This is a genomic window from Dyella terrae, from assembly GCF_022394535.1.
In the GTDB taxonomy this organism is placed as follows: Bacteria; Pseudomonadota; Gammaproteobacteria; order Xanthomonadales; family Rhodanobacteraceae; genus Dyella.
In genome coordinates, this window is record NZ_CP089414.1 from 3,208,012 (window position 1) to 3,228,331 (window position 20,320).

Below are 20,320 nucleotides of genomic sequence, written 5' to 3' on the forward strand. Positions count from 1 at the left end.
GGGCTACATGTCCCGGTGTTTGCTGACATGCCAAGCGAAACACGCAGCGAGACGCTCCGGGATGCCCGGCGCATCTTTCAGCGCCCAGGCGCGGATCTCGGCTTCTTCATCTTCCATCGCTGCACCGCCCCACAGCGTCACGTAACGCGACGTAGCAGGGTCGCCGGCATAGAAGAGGAAGACTTCGTCCGTCTCATGTGTAGCCGCGTAGACGATGCGCCAATGGCCGTACGCGAACGACTGCAGCACATCGACTTTCGCTACGCCGAACTGTTTGGCAATGGGAGCGGCCCACTGCGCTTTCTGGCTATCGGTCAGGTGCCGGTCCACGCCATCGCATGGCGTCGGCGACGCGGCAGCGGCCGCACCCGAGAAGGCTAAGAACAAGGTCAGGGCATGCAGCATAATGTTCCATCGACGCATGGCCCCGCTCCTTCGTTGATCAATCCAGCACGGCGCCGTTGCTCTCGATCACCTTGGTGTAGAACTTCGCCGTCGCCTTGGGTGTGCGCTTCTGCGTGGCGAAGTCCACGTGGTACAAGCCGAACCGCTTGGCAAAGCCCAGCGACCATTCCAGGTTGTCCAGCAACGACCACGCATAATAGCCCCGGATATCCACGCCCTGCTGGATGGCGTGATGGACTGCCTGAAGGTGCTTGCGCAAATAGCTGGTGCGCAGCGGGTCTTCCACCACGTCACCCTCGGCTACCGGCGGGTCGTAGAACGCCGAGCCGTTCTCGGTGATGTAGAGCGGGATATTGCCGTAGCGCTGCTTGAACCAGGTGAGCGTATCGGTGAAGCCTTGCTCGTACACTTCCCAACCCGTTTCGGTATGTGTGACGTTGGGCTGGCGCACGGGTACGGCCTTCAGCGGATACGCCTCGGGGTCGTTTTTCACCACGGCGCGCGTGTAGTAGTTGATGCCGACGTAGTCGACCTTCTGTTTCGTCAGCTTGAAGTCGTCTTCGGGGAAGTCTGGCCACGCCGGCCCGAAGATCTCCTTCAGCTCCGGCGGATAACTGCCCAACAACGCGGGGTCGGCGAACTGCTCGTTCATGTACGCATGTGCGCGAGCCGTGGCGGCAATGTCGTCCGGGCTATTGGATGCCGGGTACTTCGGCTCGATGTTGAACACCACGCCGATCTCATGCTTGCCTAGCGCGCGATACGCCTGGATGCCTGCGCCACTGGCGCGCATCAGGTTGTGCGTGGCAATCGGCGCCTCGTATTTGCTGCGGTGACCAGGCGCCAGCTTGCCGTGCAGATAGCCCCCATCCGTCACCACCCAGGGCTCGTTGAGTGTGGACCAACGCTTCACGCGATCATCCAGCGCCTTGTACATCACGCTGGCGTATTCGGCGAACCAGTTTGCGCTGTCGCGATTGAGCCAGCCGCCGCGGTCGTCCAGCGCTGCTGGCAGATCCCAGTGGAACAGCGTGGCGTTCGGCTCGATACCGTTTTCCAGCAGCTCGTCGACCAGTCGCGAGTAGAAGTCCACGCCCTTCGGATTGATGCGTCCGGTGCCTTCCGGCAGCACGCGCGCCCACGCAATGCTGAAGCGATAGCCCTGCAGGCCTAGCGCACGCATCAACTGCACGTCGTCCTTGTAGCGACGGTAGTGATCGCACGCGACGTCACCGGTATCGCCGTTCGCCATCATGCCCGGCGTGTGCGCGAAGCGCTCCCAAATGCTCGGCCCCGCCCCATCGGCCAAGGGCGAACCCTCGATCTGGTAGGCCGAGGTCGCGGCACCCCAATGGAAGCCGGGGGGGAAAGCGATAGCTCTGGGTCATGTCGAGGAATTCCCTGATGCCGCGTTGCGGCTTGATGTAAACGCTTACATACTGAGAATAGCCTAGCGCGCCCCGGATGTGCACCGGTGGCATCCACATTCGGCTACGGTGGCTCGCGCGGCCGCCGGCAACACAGAGCGAGAGGCGTTGATGGCTACGGTGAGTCTGGATCGCATCAGCAAGGTCTATCCCAACGGCCATGTCGGTGTGGCCGAAGCGAGTTTCGACATAGCTGACGGCGAACTGCTGGTGCTGGTAGGCCCGTCGGGCTGCGGCAAGACCACGCTGCTGCGCATGATCGCCGGCCTGGAATCGATCTCTTCCGGCACGCTGAGCATCGGTGGCCGCGTGGTGAACGACGTGTCGCCGAAAGACCGCGACATCGCGATGGTGTTTCAGAACTATGCGCTGTACCCGCACATGACGGTGGCGGAGAACCTCGCCTTTGGCCTGCGCCTGCGTGGCAAATCGAAGGCCGAGGTGGACGAACGCGTACGTCAAGCGGCCACACGACTGGAACTGGAACATCGCCTCGACGCGCTGCCGGCCTCGCTGTCCGGCGGGCAGCGGCAACGCGTCGCCCTCGGGCGTGCGCTGGTGCGCGAACCACGCGTGTTCCTGCTCGATGAGCCGCTGTCCAATCTCGATGCCAAGCTGCGCCTGTCTATGCGCGTGGAGATCGCGCGACTGCATCGCCAGCTCGGCGCGACCATGATCTACGTGACCCACGACCAAGTCGAAGCGATGACGCTGGGCCAGCGCATCGTGGTGCTCAACGGCGGACAGATCCAGCAGATCGACACGCCGATGCGCCTCTACGAACAACCGGCGAACCTGTTCGTGGCCGGGTTTCTTGGCTCGCCAGCGATGAACCTGCTGCGCGGGTCGCTGCGCCACGGCCCCGGTTGGCATCTCGAAACTCCGCAAGGCGACGTGCGGCTGGGCGCGTTGGAAGCACAAGCGCCGGAACTGCTGCCGTGGATCGACCGTGAGATCGTGCTTGGCGTGCGACCGGAAGACCTGCGTCCCTCCGGTGACGCCGACGCGGCGGTAAGCGCCGTGCTCGAAGTCACCGAGCCGGTAGGCAACGAAATCTTCCTCAACCTGCGTCGCGGTGACCAAACCTTGGTATCGCGCGTAGCGCCCAGCACCCTGCCCGATGCCGGCAGCGTGATGCATTTCGAACTGGCGCTTGATCGCCTGCATATGTTCGACCCGGTCTCGGGTGCGCGCATCGCCTGAGCGACCCGTCATCCCTTCACACTTCCCAGCAGCAAGCCCTCGATGTAGTAACGCTGCATGGCAAGGAACAACGCCAGCACGGGAATCACCGTCACCACCGAGCCCGCCATCATCAGTTCGCTGTCCTGCGCGTGCTCTCGCGCCAGCGAGGCGAGGCCGAGCGGCAGTGTGTAGTGTTCCTGCCCCGTCAACGCGATCAAGGGCCACATGAAATCGTTCCACGCAGTGAGGAAGGTGAAGATCGCCAGCGTCACCATGATGGGCTTGAGCAGCGGCAGCACGATCTGGCCAAAGATGCGCAGCTCGCCCGCGCCGTCGATGCGCGCCGCTTCCAGCAGTTCATCGGGAATGCCGCGCGCGTACTGGCGCACCAGGAAAATGCCGAACGCCGTGGCCGCCGCAGGCAGCACCACGGCAGCGTAACTGTTCACCAGCCCCATACTCTTGAGCATCAGGAACAGCGGCAGCATGGCCACTTGCGCCGGGATCACCAGCAAGCCGAGCAACATCTGGAACAGACGCTCACGGCCCGCGAAGCGCAACTTGGCGAATGCGTAGCCGGCCATCAGGTTGAAGGCGAGCGACAACAGCGTGATGGCGGCGGAGATCGCGAAGCTGTTGAACAGATAGCGGCCCACGCCCGCACGCAGGAATAGCACTTCGTAGTTGTGCCAGGTGGCATGCGCCGGCCACAGCGGCGGCGGCAAGCTGCCGGCTTCGCCGGGCTGCATGAACGACACCGCGAGCATCCACAGCAACGGAAACACGGCCACCAGTGTGCCGCCGATCAGCAAGCCGTGAATGATGACCTTGGCTGCGCGCGCATTCACGCCGTTGCTCCCCGGCGTCCCAACCGTAGCATCAATGCGGTGACGACAAACATGATGACGAACAGCAGGAATGCCACGGCCGACGCCGTGCCGAAGTTCCACCATTTGAAGCCTTCGTTGTACATCAGGTAGAGCACGCTGGTGGTGCTCTGCAGCGGCCCGCCTTCGGTCATCACGTAGGGTTCGGCAAACAGTTGGAAATAGCCGGACACCGTGAGGATACCCACCATCAGCAAGGTCGGCCCGAGCATGGGCAGGGTGATATGTCGGAACTGCTGCAGCGCGGATGCGCCGTCAATACGTGCGGCTTCGTAAAGATCCTTCTGGATCGCCTGCAACCCGGCCAACAGGATGATCATGTTGTAGCCAAAGTTCTTCCACACCGCGAACAGGATGATCGACGGCATGGCCCAGTGCGGGTCGCCCAGCCAATCCACCGGATGGATGCCCACCATGCCGAGGGCGTAATTCAACAGCCCGTACTTGGTGTTGTAGATGTAACGCCACACCACCGCCACGGCCACAACGGTGGTGACCACCGGCGCGAACAGCGCAGTGCGGAAGAAAGCCTTGCAGCGCACCAGCGGCGAGTTGAGCAGCAACGCTGCGCCCAGCGACACCATGAGGGAGAGCGGTACGCCCACGATCACGAAGTACAGCGTGTGCCCGAGCGCCGACCAGAATTTCTTCTGATGGAGTAGATCCCAGTAATTGCCCAGGGCGACGAAGCGCAGGTGGCGGATATCCGCCAGCGCATACAGATCGTAATCGGTGAGGCTGAGCCCAAGCGCCGCGATCACCGGCAGCAGGAAGAAGACGCCAAGCACCACCATCGCGGGCGCCAGGAACCACCATGCGGCGCGTTGCGGGCTCATGGCGACGCTGCCGGAGTACGCGAATGATCAAGGATCCAGCGGCGCTTTTCGAGGATGCGATCCGCACGCCGATCCATCTCGGCTGCCGCCTCATCAACGGTCAGTTCACCTGCCACCGCCTGCGCAGCCACCAGCTGCATCTCGTTGGCGATCCGTTCCCACTCCGGCACGGATGGCGACGGCTTCACGTGCTCCAACTGCTCGCGGAACGCCTGCACCTTGGGATCGGTGCGCAAGCTGCCGCCGTCCCATGCACTACGGCGCGCGGGCATGTCGCCCAGCAGATCGTAGAGGCGTCGCTGCACGTCGGGCCGTGACAGATACTCGATGAGCGTCCAGGCGTCTTCCTTGTGCGCCGAGCGGCGAAACACCACGAGACTGGAGCCACCCGCCGCACCCACACCCGCGCCGTCGGGGCCGGGCAATGGCGCGGTGGCCCATTCACTCTCTCGATCCGCTGACAACCGCTGGCGAAACTCGCCGATGTTCCACGGGCCGGAGAAGTAGAACGCATACACGCCACGCCCAAACTCGTCCCACGGATTACCCGCTTCCACCGCCGTGATAGCCGGTGCTTGCCGAAGACGGAAGGTGTCCACGTAGAACGCCAGCGCACGCTTGAAGCCGGCGCTGCGGAAATTGCCGTAGCGCCCGCCATCGCGCAGCATCGATTCGGGCTGCTGCAGTGCCAGCGACATCAGCTGTTCGTACTCGTTGGTGGGCAACAGGATGCCGTAGACGCCACGATCAGGATGGCTGAGTGCAGCGAGCATGCTCCGCCATTCGTTCCAGGTGCGCGGCGGTGCATTGAAACCGGCAGCCTTGAGCAGGTCACGGCGATAGAACAGCAGGCGCGTATCGACGTACCAAGGCACGCCATACAGTGCGCCATCGATCAGATTGATCGACCAGATATGAGTGAAGTAGTCGTCCGGCTTCACCACGGCCGACGTGGCCACTCGTTGTTGTAGCGGCTCGAGCGCATTCAACGCGGCGAACTCCGGCAACCACGTATTGCCGAGTTGAGTCAGGTCCGGCGTGGAGTCGCCGGCAAAGGCGGTCAGCAACTTCTGGTGCGCCGCGGTGAGCGGCATCTGCTGTACCTCCACGTGGATGTCCGGATGTTCGCGCTCAAACTCCGGCAGCAGCTTCACCACGGCCTCGCCCTCACGGCCAATCGTCCAGAACGTCAGCGTGCGCGCATCCTTCGATGACGAACAACCCGCCAGCAACAGCGCGACAACCGCCAGCAGGCGGAATGCCGTCTGGCGGGTCGTTGCGTTGTCGCGGCGTGACGGATCAGGCATGGCTCACCGTGGCTTCTCGTCCAGCCAGCCCCCGCTGAAACCGGCGCGCTCCAGCCCCTTACGGACATACGGGTTCTTGCGCATCACGTTCCACACGAAACCGCTGCGCCAGTTCTCGATCATCAGCACGATGGGGCCTTGATCTATGCCGATCTGCTTGTCGTCTGCCCAGCCCATGCCTTTCACAAGACGACCATCTTTGGGCGCGGTGCCCGTGTCGTAGCTTGGGTTGAAAGCATCGACGAAACCGTACTTGCCATAGATGGCGTCACCGTAGCGCTTCTTCATCTCCAGCAACGCAGGCACCACGATCTCCGGGGCGAATGCGATGGAGCCGCCAGCGGCGGTCGGGGCGATGGTACCGTCATCAGAGATGTAATCGAGGCCCGCGCCGCGCGCGGTATAGCCGTAGAACGCGCGCGTACTGCCGTCGTCGCGCTTCACCATCGCATCGCCCGGTCCGTTGCAGGCGGTGAGGCCCCAGACGTTCTCGCCATAGCCTTCCCAGTGATTGGGGTTGGCGATGGCGTAGGAACGCTGGGCGTAGGTGGCCTGGCGGCTGTTCTGGAAATAGTCGGTCTGGTGATCGCGGCTCCACGCATCCTGGATGCCGCGGAAGTCGACCCACGTGTGGCTGTAATGGTGACCGAACATCGGCGCGAAGTTGAGGAAGGTACGCCCCTGAAACTCGCCCCATTGTTTGGGATAGGTGCTGGTCCAGGCCTGCCATGCATCGTCGCTCACCGGGTGCGTGGGCGAACCCAGCGCCAGCACGTACACCAACATGCCTTCGTCGTAGCCCTTCCAGTTGGATGGGATGAACTGGCCGCCCGGGGTCCAGCCCATGCTGATCAGCGGCGCCTTGGGCTGCATCCAGGTCCAGTCGACGCGGCGGTAGATGGTGTCGGCTAGCGCGCGGATCTGCTTCTCCTTGGCCGAGGAACGATCGAAATACGTTTGCGAGAACAACACGCCGCCCAGCAGCAGCGTCGTATCCACGCTCGACAGCTCGACCCCGCGCGAATAACGCTTGCCGGTCTTCATGTCGAGGAAGTGGTAGAAGAAGCCGTGATAACCGGTGGCGCCGTCTTCGCTGTCGTTCTGCGTGGCGTCATTGAAAAAGCGCAGTGTGGCCAGCGTGCGGTCCACCGCCTGCTCACGCGTGATGTAGCCGCGCTCCACGCCCACGCCATAAGCGGTAAGTGCAAAACCCACCGAGGCGATGCTGGCGAACGAGTCGGCCGGCCAATGATCAGGTACCAGGCCGGTCACCGGATCGGCGCTGTCCCAGAACCACTGGAACGTGCGGTGCTCCAGTTCGTCGATGGCGGCGCGCTGGTCCTTAGGTAGTGCTTGGTACTTGAGCGCGGGCGCATCCGCCGGTGCCGCAAGAGCGACGCCGGACGCCAGCGTAAGTGCGCCTGCGAGGAGCGCGCGGAGAATTCGTTTGTGCATGATCGGTTGCCCTCTTAAACCCTTCCACTATCTCAGCCAATTGCGCGCTGCGATATCGACCGGGCTCTCAAAGAGAGGCCCGCAAAACGCGGGCCTCGTGGTTGCCATCGTCCTGACGGCTTTGGGGGGGGTGCCACTTAGAAGTTGATGCCTGCGGTGACCTTGAGGGTACGCGGGTAGCCGGTGATGTCGCCGGTGGGGTTGTAGATCACCTGACGCCGGGTCACCTGTCCGTTCGTACCGATGGTCTGGATGTAGTCGACGTAGTTATTCCAGTTGAACGCATTGAGCAGGTCGATGCGCACGTAACCGTTGAAGTTGCCCCAGATCTTGAAGTTCTTGGTGGCCTGCAAATCGAGGTCGCGGTAACCGAACACCTTACCGCCGACCAGGAAACGACCCGTCCCTGGAGGCTGGATCGAGAAGTTCAAACAGCCGCCGCCGTTGACCGTGCCGTTATCCACACCCGTCGGCGTCGCCCAGCCGCACTGGAGTCCGAGACTCGGAATCGGCGTGGCCAGGGTCAGCTTGCTGCCAAACACGAAACCCCACGGGCCATCGAGCGAACCGGTGGCCACAAAACGATGTTTGGCGAGAGCGGCATCGGTGAACGGGTACTTGCCGATCGTCTCGTAGTCGAATGCGTACTGATCCGTGGGATCTTGGTTGTCGTTGTTCTGCACCGCATTCGTGTAGGTGTATGCGAACGATGCACTCCAATGTGAGTCGTCGGTGTACGGCTTCTCCACCGACAGCAGGAGCTGGTTGGTCTTGGTCTTCAGGCCGTTGTTGCCGATGATCAGGCTGCCGTAACCAGGGATGCCGAAGCTCCACGGCTGACTGCCGTTCTGCCAGAAGCTCCCGTTCGGATAGCGGTTACCCAACGTATAGACAATGCCGTCGTGGCTCTTGATGTTCACGAAGGCGATGCTGGTATTCCAATCGCCGATCTTGTTGCGCATGCCGATGCTCAACTGATCGGAATATGGCGCCTTCAAGTTGTTGTTGATCATGTCCACTTCCTTGCCCGCTGTGCTGTTGGCGACCAGCGCTTGCAAGGCAGGAATGCTCAGGTAGGCCGGATTCCAGGCCAGGCAAGTCGGGCCAGCGGCGCAGGGCACCAGCGGCGTATTAAAGTTGATCGTCGGCTGCGACAGCACCGACTTGGTCTGCTCGATCTGCAGCGATTCGTACAGGTTGCGGTCGTATGAACGACCCCAGCCGCCGAAGATCACGTGCTCTTCGTCGCCGAATAGATCATTGGAGAAACCTAGGCGCGGCTGGATCTCGTTCTTTTGCGCCTTACGGTTGTTACCGGTACTGATGTAGTTGTTGATATTCACGCCGCCCTTGGCGAGCGTCTGCGCATAGGTCTGGCCCGTCGGTGCGTTCGGATCCTGCGAGTTGATCGCTGCGATGACGGAAGCCGGCGTGACGTAATTGAGGTACGAGGGCGTTTCTTCGTAATCCCAACGGACGCCGATGTTGAACGTCCAGTGATCGTCCACCTGCCAGTCGTCCTGGATGTAGGTGCCGAACTGTCTGTCGCGGCTGGTCGCCACCGGGCTCTGGCCCGGCACTGGTGCGCCGAACTGGATCTTGTACGGGATGGATTCCGTACCGTCCGGACCCACCGCATAAGTAGCTAGCGCGTTGGTATCGCCAGCGTCTTGCGCCGTGAGTTTGACCGACTTGAACTTCACGCCCATCTTGATGACGTGATCGCCATGCCACTGCACGTCATTGAGGGTGAAGTCGTCCGAAATGGCCGGGCCTTTCTGGCCTTTGTTCTGGAACGAAAGCGGCGAGGCGCCATCGACAATCAGCGGCTGGTTCTGGTTGTTGTACGCCGTGTACTGCGCGCCTACGCCCGTGTTGATTGGCGTCGGCGTGTAGTACGCATCCTCATACGTCGCCTGCAGACGGTTGAACCAGCTGTCCGTGCTGTGATCCCAGCGGATGTCGAAGCGCTTATCGGTATTGTGTGTATTTAGGGCTGTGTTGGCCGTTTGCTGCTCACCAATGCCGGTGATGGCGGTTTCGTCGCGGTACTTGCCGCTCACCTCGATGCGATCGCGGTCCGTTGGCTCCCAGTCCACCTTGCCAAACCAGTTGTTTTCCTTGAACGGCAGACTTGCCGGGCCTAGCTCGTTCTTGACGTTCTGCGGCAGGTTCGGCCAGTAGGCGGAATTGCCAGCCGGCACGACAGTGATAGGGCTGTCGAACTCTTTGCCTTCATACGCAATGTAGAAATGCGCCTTGTCCTTGAGGAGGGGACCGCCGAAATCGAAGCCGTAGTCCTTCTCGTGCGAGTCGACCTTCTTGCCCGTCGCTTCTTCGGAAGGCGTCTTTGCGCGCATCGGGCCGTTGGTGAAGCTGCCGAAGACGTCGCCGTGGAATTGGTTGGTGCCCGACTTCGTCTCGGCCGTAATCGCGGCACTGGAGAGCTGGTCGTACTCCGCCTTGTAGTTGGAGGTGATGACCTTGTACTCGGCAACGGCCAACTGCGGGAACGGATTGCCCTGGCTGTTGTTCTGTCCCGTGGTGCCGCCGGGAAGCACGTAGTTCTTCTGGCCCACGCCGTCGATATAGACGTTGATGTTGGAGCTGGCCTGCGCACCGGAACGCAAGCTGGTGTTGCCGTTGGCGTCACGCGTGAACACCATGCCGGGCACGGTATCGGCAAATTCCAGGAAGTTGCGCGATGCGGCGGGTGTGGTTTCGATCTGGCGCATGGACACCAGCGTGCCTACTTCGGACGTCTTCACTTCCTGCAGCGTGGTGGCCGAGACGGTCACGCCGCCAAGGTTCTGGGCGTTGGCCTCAGCCGACGTGGCGGCAGCGGCCTGCTGCGCGCTCAGGTTCAACGTGAATACCGATGCCACCGTCACGGTGACCGTGCGTGCCGTGCCCGGACCGGCATCCACTTGATAGGTGCCGGGCGGCAGCCCCACCAGCGCGTAGCTGCCGGCTTTGTCGGTGTGCGTGCGGCGCGTGGCACCCGTCGCCGTGTTCTTGGCGACCACGTCGACATCGGCCGGGCCCTGGCCACGAATGGTCGCATCCGAGCTCTGCGCCCAGCCGATGGCGGGCACGGAAGAAGCCATCGCAAGCCCGATGGCGACAGCTAGTAAACGTTTACTTTTCTGGCGTAGAAAAATCATCTGGTTCTCCCCTCCCACAAAGGCCGCCGCTCAGACGAGCGCCGGAGGATGTTTCGGTGCGACGTTGGTTTGCTGTGCGCCACACGACTCGCGAGCGACCACGTCGCAACGGAGGGTGCGGATATGTGGGCCATCAGCGTGGCCCTTGCCTTCCATGAGCTCGGTAAGCAGGAGCAGTGCGCTCTTGCCCAGTTCCGCGATGCTGACGCTCACGGTACTGAGCGAAGGCGTGACGTACCGTGCGATGAGAATGTCGTCGAATCCCGCGAGCGCAATGTCCTGCGGCACGCGGATGCCGGCTTCCTTGAAGGCATATAGGCAGCCCACCGCCATCATGTCGTTGGCGGCGAACACGGCGCGCGGACGCGTCGCCTGCGCGAGCAGAGCACGGCCGGCGCGATAACCCGATTCCTCGGTGAAGTCACCAGCCACGATGTTGAGCGGCGCCTTGGGCGCGAACTGCCCCATCGCCGAGCGATAACCCTTTTCGCGTTCCTGCGCGTCGTAGTTGCCAGCGGGTCCGGTAACAAACGCCACCGTCTCGTGGCCGGTATCGAGCAGGTGTTTCACCATCGCCTGCGCGCCGGCGATGTTGTCCAGATTGATCGCGGGAAAGCGCGGGTTGTCGACCGGGCTGTCCAGCAACACCACGGGCAGGTCCGAAGGCACGTTCTGCTCCAGGAACGCACCATCGACGAACTCGGAAAGAATGATCATGCCGTCCACCCGGCCACGCATGGTGCGCACGGCTACCGCCGCGTCTTCCACGCCGTCGTGCGAGCTGGATACGAGCAAGTGCAGGCCACGCGCACGGGCAGCCAGATCGATACCGCGGATCAACTCGGAGAAGAACTCGCCGAACAGATCCGGCAGCACGGCGCCGATGGTGTGAGTGCGGCCGGTGATCAGGCTTCGTGCGGCGTTGTCGGGCACGTAGTGCAGCTTGGCCGCCGCCTTACGCACCGCGTCCTGCGTTTCCGCGGTGACGCCACCGAGGCCGTTGAGCACACGCGACACCGACGCGATCGAGACTTTCGCCTCGCGCGCCACATCCTTGATGGTGGCCTTCTTGGTGGACACATCGGCTCCTGGGACACGTCAGTAGAAGAGCGTTCCTCCGCGTGTGCGGCGGAACGTAAACGTTTTCATCAAAACTTGTAAAGTCACGATATCAGACGATTCTTGATGCAGCGCAATAGTTTATGGACTGAAACCTCAAGCCCAATCCCGTGGCTGCGCGGTCGCTACCGCGGCTGCGTAGCTCTCGCGGCGCAACATCGATCGTTTAGTTTTCCGAAGGATTGAAACCTGAAGCGATCAGCCCTGACTGCTGCGCCGGTGCGAAAACAGCCAGGGCCAGAGTTCGGGCGTGGCGTACGCCGGGCCCCAGGAGGCATGGCCCACACCCGGGAACTCGGTGTAGCGGACCTCGTCGCCACTACGTGTCAGCGCTTGATTCATAGCGTGCGATTCGGCCGGAGGCACCTGATCATCGACCGATCCGTTGAAGATCCACACCGGCGTCGACTTCACCCGGCCAGCCACCCAGGCGTAGGGATCGACATGCGCGGGAATGCCGTAGACCTTCAGCTCCGGCATGTCGTCCAGGGCACGCACGCCACCGCAGATCACCGCGCCGGCGGCAAACATGCCGGGATGATCCGCCAGGATCTGCCACACACCATAGCCGCCCATGGAGAGGCCGTTGAGGTAAAGCCGCAAGCGGTCCCCGTGGTAGGCATGAATGCTCTTGTCCAGCGCGGCCATGGCGGCCTGCTCGACCTCGCCGCTCCACACAGTGTCGGCCGGTGCCTGCGGCACCACCACTACGGCGGGAAAGTCGTCGCCGTGTTCTTTCAGCCACAGCGGCAGGCCCTGCTTCAACGGGACCTGGTTGTCGTTGCCGCGTTCGCCGCTGCCGTGCAGAAACAGCACCACCGGCCACGCGCGATCCGCACTCCAGTCGCGGGGAACAAACACCTGGAAAGCGTGGCGATGGCCATTCACCGTCACCGCATCGGCGACGAAATGCGCATCGGCCGCTTGCGCTGTCGAAACCATGCCCAGCAGCAAGACTGCCGCCCATCCAAGGTGTTTTGCCGCCATGCCACTCTCCCGGGTGTCAGTCCACGGGAGAGTAGCTGGCGGACGATAGATCAGGCCAGCGCGGCCAGTACCTGCTCAGTGGAACGCACACGACCCAGGCGCGGGAAGATATTTTCCACGGCGAAACGGTGCTGATCAGCGTTGCTGGAGCTCATCGCGTCTTCCACCAGCACCTGGTTGAAGCCCAGCTCGAAGGCGTTGCGCGCGGTGGATTCCACGCCGATATTGGTGGACACACCACCCAGCACGATCTGGGTGATGCCGCGACGGCGCAGCTGTAGCTCCAACTCGGTGCCGTAGAACGCGCCCCATTGACGCTTGGTGATGTGGATGTCGCCGTCGGTGACGTTCAGTTCATCCGCATACTCCATCCAGTTGGCTGGCAGCGTCATGTTGCGCGGCGGCTCGTCGGTCAGCGGACGGGGCATGTCGGCGCCGTCGGCGGACCAGCCCACGCGGACCAGCACCACCGGTGCCTTGAGCTCGCGGAAACGGGCGGCGAGGCGGCCGGCGCGCGCGTTCACATCAGCGCTGGAATGCGGTCCGCCGGCGAACGGCGCGATGCCTTTTTGCAGGTCGATAAGGACGAGCGCGGTGGTGCGGGGGTCAAGCTTTTCCATCGGGAACTCCATGGATATGCGGGGATTGGGTAGTCATCAGCGTAGAATCGGCCGCGTTCATGCCGCGTCGAACACCGGCCGGAAATAGTCGCTATGTGAGGATAGCCTCACATTGGAGTTTATGAGGATGCCCTCACAAAAGACAAGCCAGGGCGGTCGTGCGCCCAGCCGTCGGCGTGGCCACGAGCGCGTGGCGACCTTGCTGGCGGCCGCGTCCGCCTGCTTCGTCGAAAAAGGTTTCGATGCTGCCACCATGACCGAGATCGCCGCCCGCGCGGAGGCCTCGATCGGCTCGCTCTACCAGTTCTTTCCCACCAAAGAGGCGCTGGCCGAGGCCCTGCTGAGCGAACACGCCAACGGCCTCAACGAGCGGATGGAACGGCTGGTCGCGCAAACGCCGGACTGGACAACGGAAGAACTTGCGGCGCGACTCATCCGCACCTTCGTGGACTATCGCAAGCAGCACCCGGCCATGGTCACGCTGACCGAGGTCGCCGGCGCCCTGCCCTCCATGCTGGGTCGCACCATTCGCCAACGTATGCGCGATTACCTTAGCCAGATCCTTGCGATCCACGCGCCACGCATTCCCGCCGGTGAGCTACGCCCCGCGGCGATGGTGGTGCAGCAGATGATGAAGGCCGCCGTGGCGCTTGAAAGCGAACAACCCGCGACCCTGCGTAAAGCCGCGCAAAACCAGCTACAGCAAGCCCTCGCGCTGTATCTCACCGAGCTCGCTTCGCGCCCCTGAGAACCCTTTACCTCGCGCGTGCGCCATGTACGCGCGAGGCGTCCAGCCGTCTGGACGTCCGAATGTGCAGCGCGACACGCGATTTTAAAGTTTTCAAAAGAAACTGTTGACAGACCGTTAGACGGCCCATTAGGGTCGAATGCATGTCGCAGCGCAACAGCCACGATCGCATAGCCGAACCGATTGGTCCCCCGACCATCGACGGCGCGCTGCGCCTTCGCAACAACCTCCTTCTTGCCCTTGTACTCGTACTCCTTATTACCAACGGAGGTGCGGGCTGAGGGCGTGTGTACAGGTAACTAGAAAGACCACCTGAATACGACCAAAGAACCCCGCACCCGGAAACGGATGCGGGGTTTTTTGTTGCCCAACGGCGCGTGCCAGCGGAGCCAAGCAATGACCCCAGAAACAACCAGCAACGAGAGCAGCGACGTGGGCGACGTAGCCACCGAACGCGTGCGTATCTTCGACACCACCCTGCGCGACGGCGAGCAGGCGCCCGGCTTTTCGATGGACCGCCGGGCGAAACTCCGCATGGCGCATGCGCTGGAAGCGCTTGGCGTGGACGTTCTGGAGGCGGGCTTCCCCAGTGCCTCGCCCGATGACTTTGCCTCCGTCGCGGAGATCGCCCGCGTCCTGCGCGGCCCTACGATCTGTGGGCTGGCCCGCTGCGTGGACGGCGATATCGATGCTTGCGGCCGCGCGCTGCAGGGTGCGCGCCGCTCGCGCATCCACTTGTTCCTGTCCACCAGTCCCCTGCACCGCGAACACAAGCTCAACATGAGCAAGCAGCAGGTGATCGACACCGCTTGCGCCGCCATCGAGCGCGCAAAGCAGCTATGCCACGAGGTGGAGTTCTCCGCCGAGGACGCCATGCGCACCGAGCCGGAATACCTGGTCGAGGTGTTCAGCGCGGCCATCGCGGCCGGCGCCACCACGGTGAATGCACCCGACACCGTGGGCTACACCACCCCCGCTGAAATCGCCGAACGCTTCGCCTACCTGCGCAAGCACGTGCGCGGGGCGGAGAACGTGGTGTTCTCCAGCCACTGCCACGACGACCTGGGCATGGCGGTCGCCAACAGCCTCGCCGCCGTGTCTGCTGGCGCACGCCAGGTGGAATGCACCATCAACGGCATCGGCGAACGTGCGGGCAATGCCTCACTGGAGGAGATCGTGATGGCGCTGCGCGTGCGCCCCGCCTACTACGGCGTGGAAACCGGCATCGACACGCGCAAGCTGTATCCCACTTCACGCCTGCTGACACAGCTGACTGGCCAGGCCGTGCCGCGCAACAAGGCGGTCGTGGGCGACAACGCCTTTGCGCACGAGTCGGGCATCCATCAGCACGGCATGCTCAAGCATCGCGGCACCTACGAAATCATGCGCCCGCAGGATGTGGGCATGGGCGAGACCAAGCTGGTGCTGGGCAAGCACTCCGGTCGCCACGCCCTGCGCCAGCGCTTGCAGACGCTGGGCCACGAGGTAGACGAGACCGCGATGGAAAGCATCTTCGCGCGCTTCAAGTCGCTGGCCGACAAGAAACGCGAAGTGCATGACGAAGACCTGGAAGCCATCGCGCTGGGCATGGACCCGGAAGCGACCGGCCCGTGGCGCATCGTGCAGCTCAACACCAATTCGCATATGGGCGGCAGCGCGTCGGCCTCGGTGAAGCTGTCGCACGACAACGGCGAAGAAGTGGGCGAAGCCGCTATCGGCGACGGCCCCGTGGATGCCGTGCTGCGCGCGATCGAGCGCGCCACCGGCACTACGCTCGACGTCACTCAGTTCGTAGTGCGCGCCGTCAGTGAGGGCGGTGACGCGCAGGGCCAGGCCAACCTTACGGCCCGCCACGCCGAGCGTGACTGGCGTGGGTTAGGCGTATCCACCGACATCATCGAAGCGACCGCGCATGCCGCGCTCGCCATCGTCAACCGCATCGAACGACAGCAACCCGTCTCGCAACGGGCGGCCGTCGCCAGCCTGTGATTCAAGGAGCCAACCGATGACTACGCCATTCCTCTGGCACAACGGCCAGATCAAACCCTGGACCGAGGCGACGGTCCACGTCAGTACCCACGCCCTGCACTACGGCTCCTCGGTATTCGAAGGCGAACGTGTGTATGCCACGCCACAGGGCCCCGCCTATTTCCGTCTCGCCGATCACACGCGTCGCCTGTTCGAATCGGCGCGCGTCTACGAAATCGAGATCGGTTACAGCGAAGACGAGATCAACGCCGCCTGTCACGAAGTGATTCGCGCGAACCGCATGAAATCCGCTTACGTGCGTCCCATCGTGTTCCGCGGCGCTGGTGGCCTGGGCGTGTTGCCCAAGGCTGATTCGCCGGTGGATGTGGCGATCATGGCGCTGGAATGGGGTGCGTATCTGGGCGACGCTATCGAGCACGGTGCCGACGTGTGCGTGTCCTCCTGGCACCGCCCCGCGCCGAACACCTTGCCGAGCTGGGCCAAGGCCGGCGGCAATTACCTCAGCAGCCAGTTGATCGCGCTTGAAGCGCGTCGCGGCGGCTACGCCGAAGGCATCGCACTGGGCCACAACGGGCTGCTGAGCGAAGGCGCAGGCGAGAACCTGTTCCTGGTGAAGAACGGCAAGCTGCTCACGCCGCCAACCAGCGCGGGCATCCTGGCCGGCATCACACGCGAATCGGTGATTACGTTGGCCGGCGAGATGGGCATCGCTGTGGAAGAACGCGATCTGCCCCGCGAAGCGCTGTACACCGCCGACGAGATCTTCATGACCGGCACCGCCGCTGAGATCACGCCGGTGCGTTCGGTGGATCGCAAGCAGGTGGGCGCAGGTCGTCCCGGTGATATCACGCGCGCACTGCAGAAAGCCTTTTTCGGCCTGTTCGATGGCACGACCGAGGACAAATGGGGCTGGCTCACGGCGGTATCCAATGTGGTCATCCCTGAGCACGAAGATCAAAAAGCGGCCATCCATGGCCGCACTCCTCACCAACAGCCTGCTTCGTTGGGAGCGACGGCATGACCGCGAAGACCTTGTTCGAGAAGATCTGGGACGCACACGTCGTCGCCGCTGAATCCACCGACACGCCGGCCATCCTCTACGTCGACCTGCATCTGGTGCACGAAGTGACCTCGCCGCAGGCTTTCAGCGAACTGCGCGAGCGCGGCCTGAAGTTGCGTCGCCCGGACCGCATGCTGGCCACGCTGGATCACTCCACGCCGACCCTGCCCACCGGCACGGATGGCGTGCGCCCTACGCCAACGCCGAGGCGAAGGCGCAGGTAGAGCAACTAGAGAAAAACTGCCGCGAATTCGGCGTCGAACTGCACGGCTGGAACAGCAGCGATCGCGGTATCGTGCACGTGTTCGGGCCGGAACTGGGCGCGACGCAGCCAGGCATGACCATCGTGTGCGGCGACAGCCACACCTCCACCCATGGCGCGTTCGGCGCTCTGGCGTTCGGCATCGGCACCACCGAAGTCGGCCATGTGATGGCCACGCAGTGCCTGCTCCAGCGCAAGGCGAAGACGCTGGCCATTCATATCGATGGCCACTTGCCTGCCGGCATCGGCGCCAAGGATCTGATCCTGCACATCATCGGCGAGATCGGCGTGGACGGCGGCACCGGCCATGTCATCGAGTACCGCGGCGCGGCCATCGAACAGCTGTCGATGGAAGAACGCATGACGGTGTGCAACATGTCCATCGAGGCTGGCGCGCGCGCTGGTTTGATTGCACCGGATGAAACGACTTTCGCGTGGCTGAAGGGTCGCCCCCGCGCTCCGCAGGGTGCCGCATGGAACGAAGCCGTGGCGCGCTGGAAGGCACTGCGCACCGACACGGGTGCCGAGTACGACCGCGAAGTGCGCATCGACGCCAGCAAGATCCGCCCCACCGTGACCTACGGCACGCACCCGGGCATGGCCATCGCCATGGACAAGCCTGTACCGGCCGCGCGCAATGCACAGGAGAAGCGCGCCCTCGACTACATGAAGAGCGAAGCCGGCAAGCCGATGCAGGGCACGCCGGTGGACGTGGTGTTTGTCGGTAGCTGCACCAACTCGCGCCTGTCCGATCTACGCGAAGCCGCACGCGTGTTGCGTGGCCGCCATGTGGCGGATGGTGTGCGCATGCTGGTGGTGCCGGGTTCCGAAGCGGTGCGCCGCGATGCCGAGAGCGAAGGCCTGCATCACGTATTTACCGCTGCCGGTGCCGAGTGGCGCGAACCGGGTTGTTCGATGTGCATCGCGATGAATGGCGATTTCGCGCAGCCGGGCCAGCTGGTGGTGAGCACGTCGAATCGCAATTTTGAAGGGCGACAGGGCAAGGGTGCGCGCACGGTGTTGGCGAGCCCGGCGACGGCAGCGGCATCGGCGGTCGCAGGGCGCATTGCCGATCCACGTGAGTACATGACGGAGGTTGCCGCATGAAGCCCATCACCCGCCTCCACTCCCGCACCGCCGTACTGCCGGACGAGAACATCGACACCGATCGCATCATCCCGGCGCGCTTTCTCACCACCACCGAGCGCGCAGGCCTGGGCAAGCTGTGCTTCAACGACTGGCGCTATCAGGCCGATGGCAGCGACAACCCCGCTTTTCCGCTCAACCAGCCGAAAGCTCAGGGTTGCTCCATCCTCGTCGCGGGCCGCAACTTCGGCTGTGGCTCCTCGCGCGAGCACGCGCCGTGGGCGCTGCTGGACTACGGCATCCACGCGGTGTTGTGCAGCGAGATCGCGGACATCTTCCGCAACAACGCGCTCAAGAACGGCCTGCTCGCCATTGTGCTGGACGAAGCCGAGCACCGCTGGCTGCTCACCAATCCCGGTATCGAACTGACCATCGACATACGCGAGCAGGTCATCGCCCTGCCGGATGGCGGCCACATCCGCTTCCAGCTCGAACCCTTTGCACGTCACTGCCTGCTCAACGGCGTGGACCAGCTGGGTTACCTCCAGCACCACCAAGACGCCATCACTGCCTACGAACAACGCGTGGAGAAAGCTGCATGAGAGCGCACATCGTCACCCTGCCCGGCGACGGCGTCGGCCCCGAAGTCACTGCAGCGGCCGTCGCCGTGCTCGACGCGGTTGCCGCGCACTACGACCATCATTTTCATTTCGAGGAACATCAGATCGGCGGTTGCGCCATCGATGCCACCGGCGAACCGTTGCCGACCGCATCGCTGGAAGCATGCAAGGCCGCTGACGCGGTGTTGCTCGGCGCCGTCGGCGGCCCCAAGTGGTCCGATCCGAATGCACCGGTGCGCCCAGAACAGGGTTTGCTCGCGCTGCGCGCTGCGCTGGGCGTGTACGCCAACCTGCGCCCGCTGCAGGTTCATCCCGCGCTGGCTGAGCTGTCACCGCTGAAGAACGAGAAGCTGAAGGATGTCGACGTGCTGTTCGTGCGCGAACTGACCGGTGGCGCGTACTTCGGCGCCAAGACGCGCACCATCGACACCGCCATCGACGAGTGCAAGTACACCGTGGCTGAAGTTGAGCGCGTGACGCGCCGTGCCTTCGAACTGGCACGCGAACGCCGCAAGCACGTCACCTCGGTGGACAAAGCCAACGTGCTGGAAACCTCGCGCCTGTGGCGCACTACGGTGCAGCGTATTGCCGCGGAGTATCCGGATGTGAAGCTGGAGCACCAACTGGTCGACTCGATGGCGATGCTGCTTCTCACGCAGCCAGGCAAGTACGACGTGGTCGTCACCGAAAACCTGTTCGGCGACATCCTCACCGATGAGGCTGCTGCACTCGCCGGTTCGCTGGGCTTGCTGCCGTCTGCATCGCTGGGCGAAGGCAAGGCTGGTCTGTACGAACCCATCCACGGTTCCGCGCCGGATATCGCCGGCCAGGGCGTGGCCAACCCCACCGGCGCGATCCTTTCCGCCGCGATGCTGCTGCGTCATTCGCTGGGCCTGGAAGAAGAAGCAAGCACGGTGGAAGCCGCCGTCGCCGACGTACTGGAACACGGCCCACACACGCGTGATATCGGCGGCAGCGCCGGTACAAAAGACGTGTTGAACGCCGTGCTGGCTGCCCTTGACGAACACGCCTGCAACGCAGCTGCTTTCTTGCGCTGGGGCCGGGCATGCGGTTGATCCAATCTGCCACCACATCGCCGTCATTCCCGCGAAGGCGGGAGGCGCTCTTTCAACAGCCGAAGGGCTGGTCATCCAGCGCCGCCG

The 20,320-nt window shown here is 63.4% G+C and carries 16 protein-coding genes and 1 pseudogene; 7 read left to right on the forward strand and 10 right to left on the reverse strand.

From position 1 onward, the window contains the following. Positions 1–3 precede the first annotated feature (3 nt). Positions 4–423, reverse strand: a complete 420-nt coding sequence (locus DYST_RS13985; protein WP_239946301.1) for a hypothetical protein — start codon at positions 421–423, stop codon at positions 4–6. Positions 424–442: 19 nt separating this feature from the next. Continuing rightward, positions 443–1,780 carry a GH1 family beta-glucosidase gene (locus DYST_RS13990; protein ID WP_239952122.1) on the reverse strand — a complete coding sequence of 446 codons (1,338 nt, stop codon included), beginning with the start codon at positions 1,778–1,780 and terminating at the stop codon, positions 443–445. 163 nt (positions 1,781–1,943) lie between these two features. On the opposite strand from DYST_RS13990, the gene DYST_RS13995 reads away from it, so the two are divergent. Then, positions 1,944–3,035, forward strand: coding sequence for an ABC transporter ATP-binding protein (locus DYST_RS13995; protein WP_239946302.1), 1,092 nt, complete (start codon positions 1,944–1,946; stop codon positions 3,033–3,035). An 8-nt stretch (positions 3,036–3,043) separates the two neighbouring features. Here the strand turns inward: DYST_RS13995 and DYST_RS14000 are convergent, their stop codons facing one another. The 8 genes from DYST_RS14000 to DYST_RS14035 all read right to left on the reverse strand — a co-directional run bounded on the left by DYST_RS14000 (position 3,044) and on the right by DYST_RS14035 (position 13,392). Next, entirely contained in the window at positions 3,044–3,865 is an 822-nt protein-coding gene (locus DYST_RS14000) for a carbohydrate ABC transporter permease (RefSeq protein ID WP_239946303.1), read from the reverse strand. Beyond that, positions 3,862–4,740 carry a carbohydrate ABC transporter permease gene (locus tag DYST_RS14005; RefSeq protein ID WP_239946304.1) on the reverse strand — a complete coding sequence of 293 codons (879 nt, stop codon included), beginning with the start codon at positions 4,738–4,740 and terminating at the stop codon, positions 3,862–3,864. Before DYST_RS14005 ends, DYST_RS14000 begins: the two co-directional genes overlap by 4 nt. Next, the gene (locus DYST_RS14010) at positions 4,737–6,047 is read right to left on the reverse strand and encodes a sugar ABC transporter substrate-binding protein (protein ID WP_239946305.1); all 1,311 of its coding nucleotides are present in this window, start codon (positions 6,045–6,047) and stop codon (positions 4,737–4,739) included. Before DYST_RS14010 ends, DYST_RS14005 begins: the two co-directional genes overlap by 4 nt. A 3-nt stretch (positions 6,048–6,050) precedes the next feature. Continuing rightward, positions 6,051–7,502, reverse strand: coding sequence for a glucoamylase family protein (locus tag DYST_RS14015; protein WP_239946306.1), 1,452 nt, complete (start codon positions 7,500–7,502; stop codon positions 6,051–6,053). Between the two features lie 137 nt (positions 7,503–7,639). Beyond that, a complete protein-coding gene (locus DYST_RS14020; RefSeq protein ID WP_239946307.1) occupies positions 7,640–10,609 on the reverse strand; it encodes a TonB-dependent receptor in 2,970 nt (989 codons plus the stop codon). Between the two features lie 87 nt (positions 10,610–10,696). Then, the gene (locus DYST_RS14025; RefSeq protein WP_239946308.1) at positions 10,697–11,746 is read right to left on the reverse strand and encodes a LacI family DNA-binding transcriptional regulator; all 1,050 of its coding nucleotides are present in this window, start codon (positions 11,744–11,746) and stop codon (positions 10,697–10,699) included. Between the two features lie 237 nt (positions 11,747–11,983). Further along, positions 11,984–12,772 carry a prolyl oligopeptidase family serine peptidase gene (locus DYST_RS14030; RefSeq protein WP_239946309.1) on the reverse strand — a complete coding sequence of 263 codons (789 nt, stop codon included), beginning with the start codon at positions 12,770–12,772 and terminating at the stop codon, positions 11,984–11,986. 50 nt (positions 12,773–12,822) lie between these two features. Next, the gene (locus DYST_RS14035) at positions 12,823–13,392 is read right to left on the reverse strand and encodes a hydrolase (protein WP_239946310.1); all 570 of its coding nucleotides are present in this window, start codon (positions 13,390–13,392) and stop codon (positions 12,823–12,825) included. A gap of 127 nt (positions 13,393–13,519) precedes the next feature. On the opposite strand from DYST_RS14035, the gene DYST_RS14040 reads away from it, so the two are divergent. From DYST_RS14040 to leuB, 6 genes and pseudogenes are all read left to right on the forward strand, one after another. Beyond that, a complete protein-coding gene (locus tag DYST_RS14040; protein WP_239946311.1) occupies positions 13,520–14,140 on the forward strand; it encodes a TetR/AcrR family transcriptional regulator in 621 nt (206 codons plus the stop codon). Positions 14,141–14,536: 396 nt separating this feature from the next. Next, a complete protein-coding gene (locus DYST_RS14045; protein WP_239946312.1) occupies positions 14,537–16,129 on the forward strand; it encodes a 2-isopropylmalate synthase in 1,593 nt (530 codons plus the stop codon). A 16-nt stretch (positions 16,130–16,145) separates the two neighbouring features. Beyond that, positions 16,146–17,150: a branched-chain amino acid transaminase gene (locus DYST_RS14050; RefSeq protein WP_239946313.1), complete on the forward strand. Its 1,005-nt coding sequence runs from the start codon at positions 16,146–16,148 to the stop codon at positions 17,148–17,150. Beyond that, positions 17,147–18,558: pseudogene (leuC, locus tag DYST_RS14055) on the forward strand (3-isopropylmalate dehydratase large subunit). The gene DYST_RS14050 and the pseudogene leuC overlap by 4 nt, the downstream one beginning before the upstream one ends. Beyond that, positions 18,555–19,139, forward strand: coding sequence for a 3-isopropylmalate dehydratase small subunit (gene leuD / locus DYST_RS14060; RefSeq protein WP_239946314.1), 585 nt, complete (start codon positions 18,555–18,557; stop codon positions 19,137–19,139). Before leuC ends, leuD begins: the two are co-directional and overlap by 4 nt. After that, entirely contained in the window at positions 19,136–20,233 is a 1,098-nt protein-coding gene (gene leuB, locus DYST_RS14065; RefSeq protein WP_239946315.1) for a 3-isopropylmalate dehydrogenase, read from the forward strand. The genes leuD and leuB overlap by 4 nt, the downstream gene beginning before the upstream one ends. Positions 20,234–20,320 lie beyond the last annotated feature (87 nt).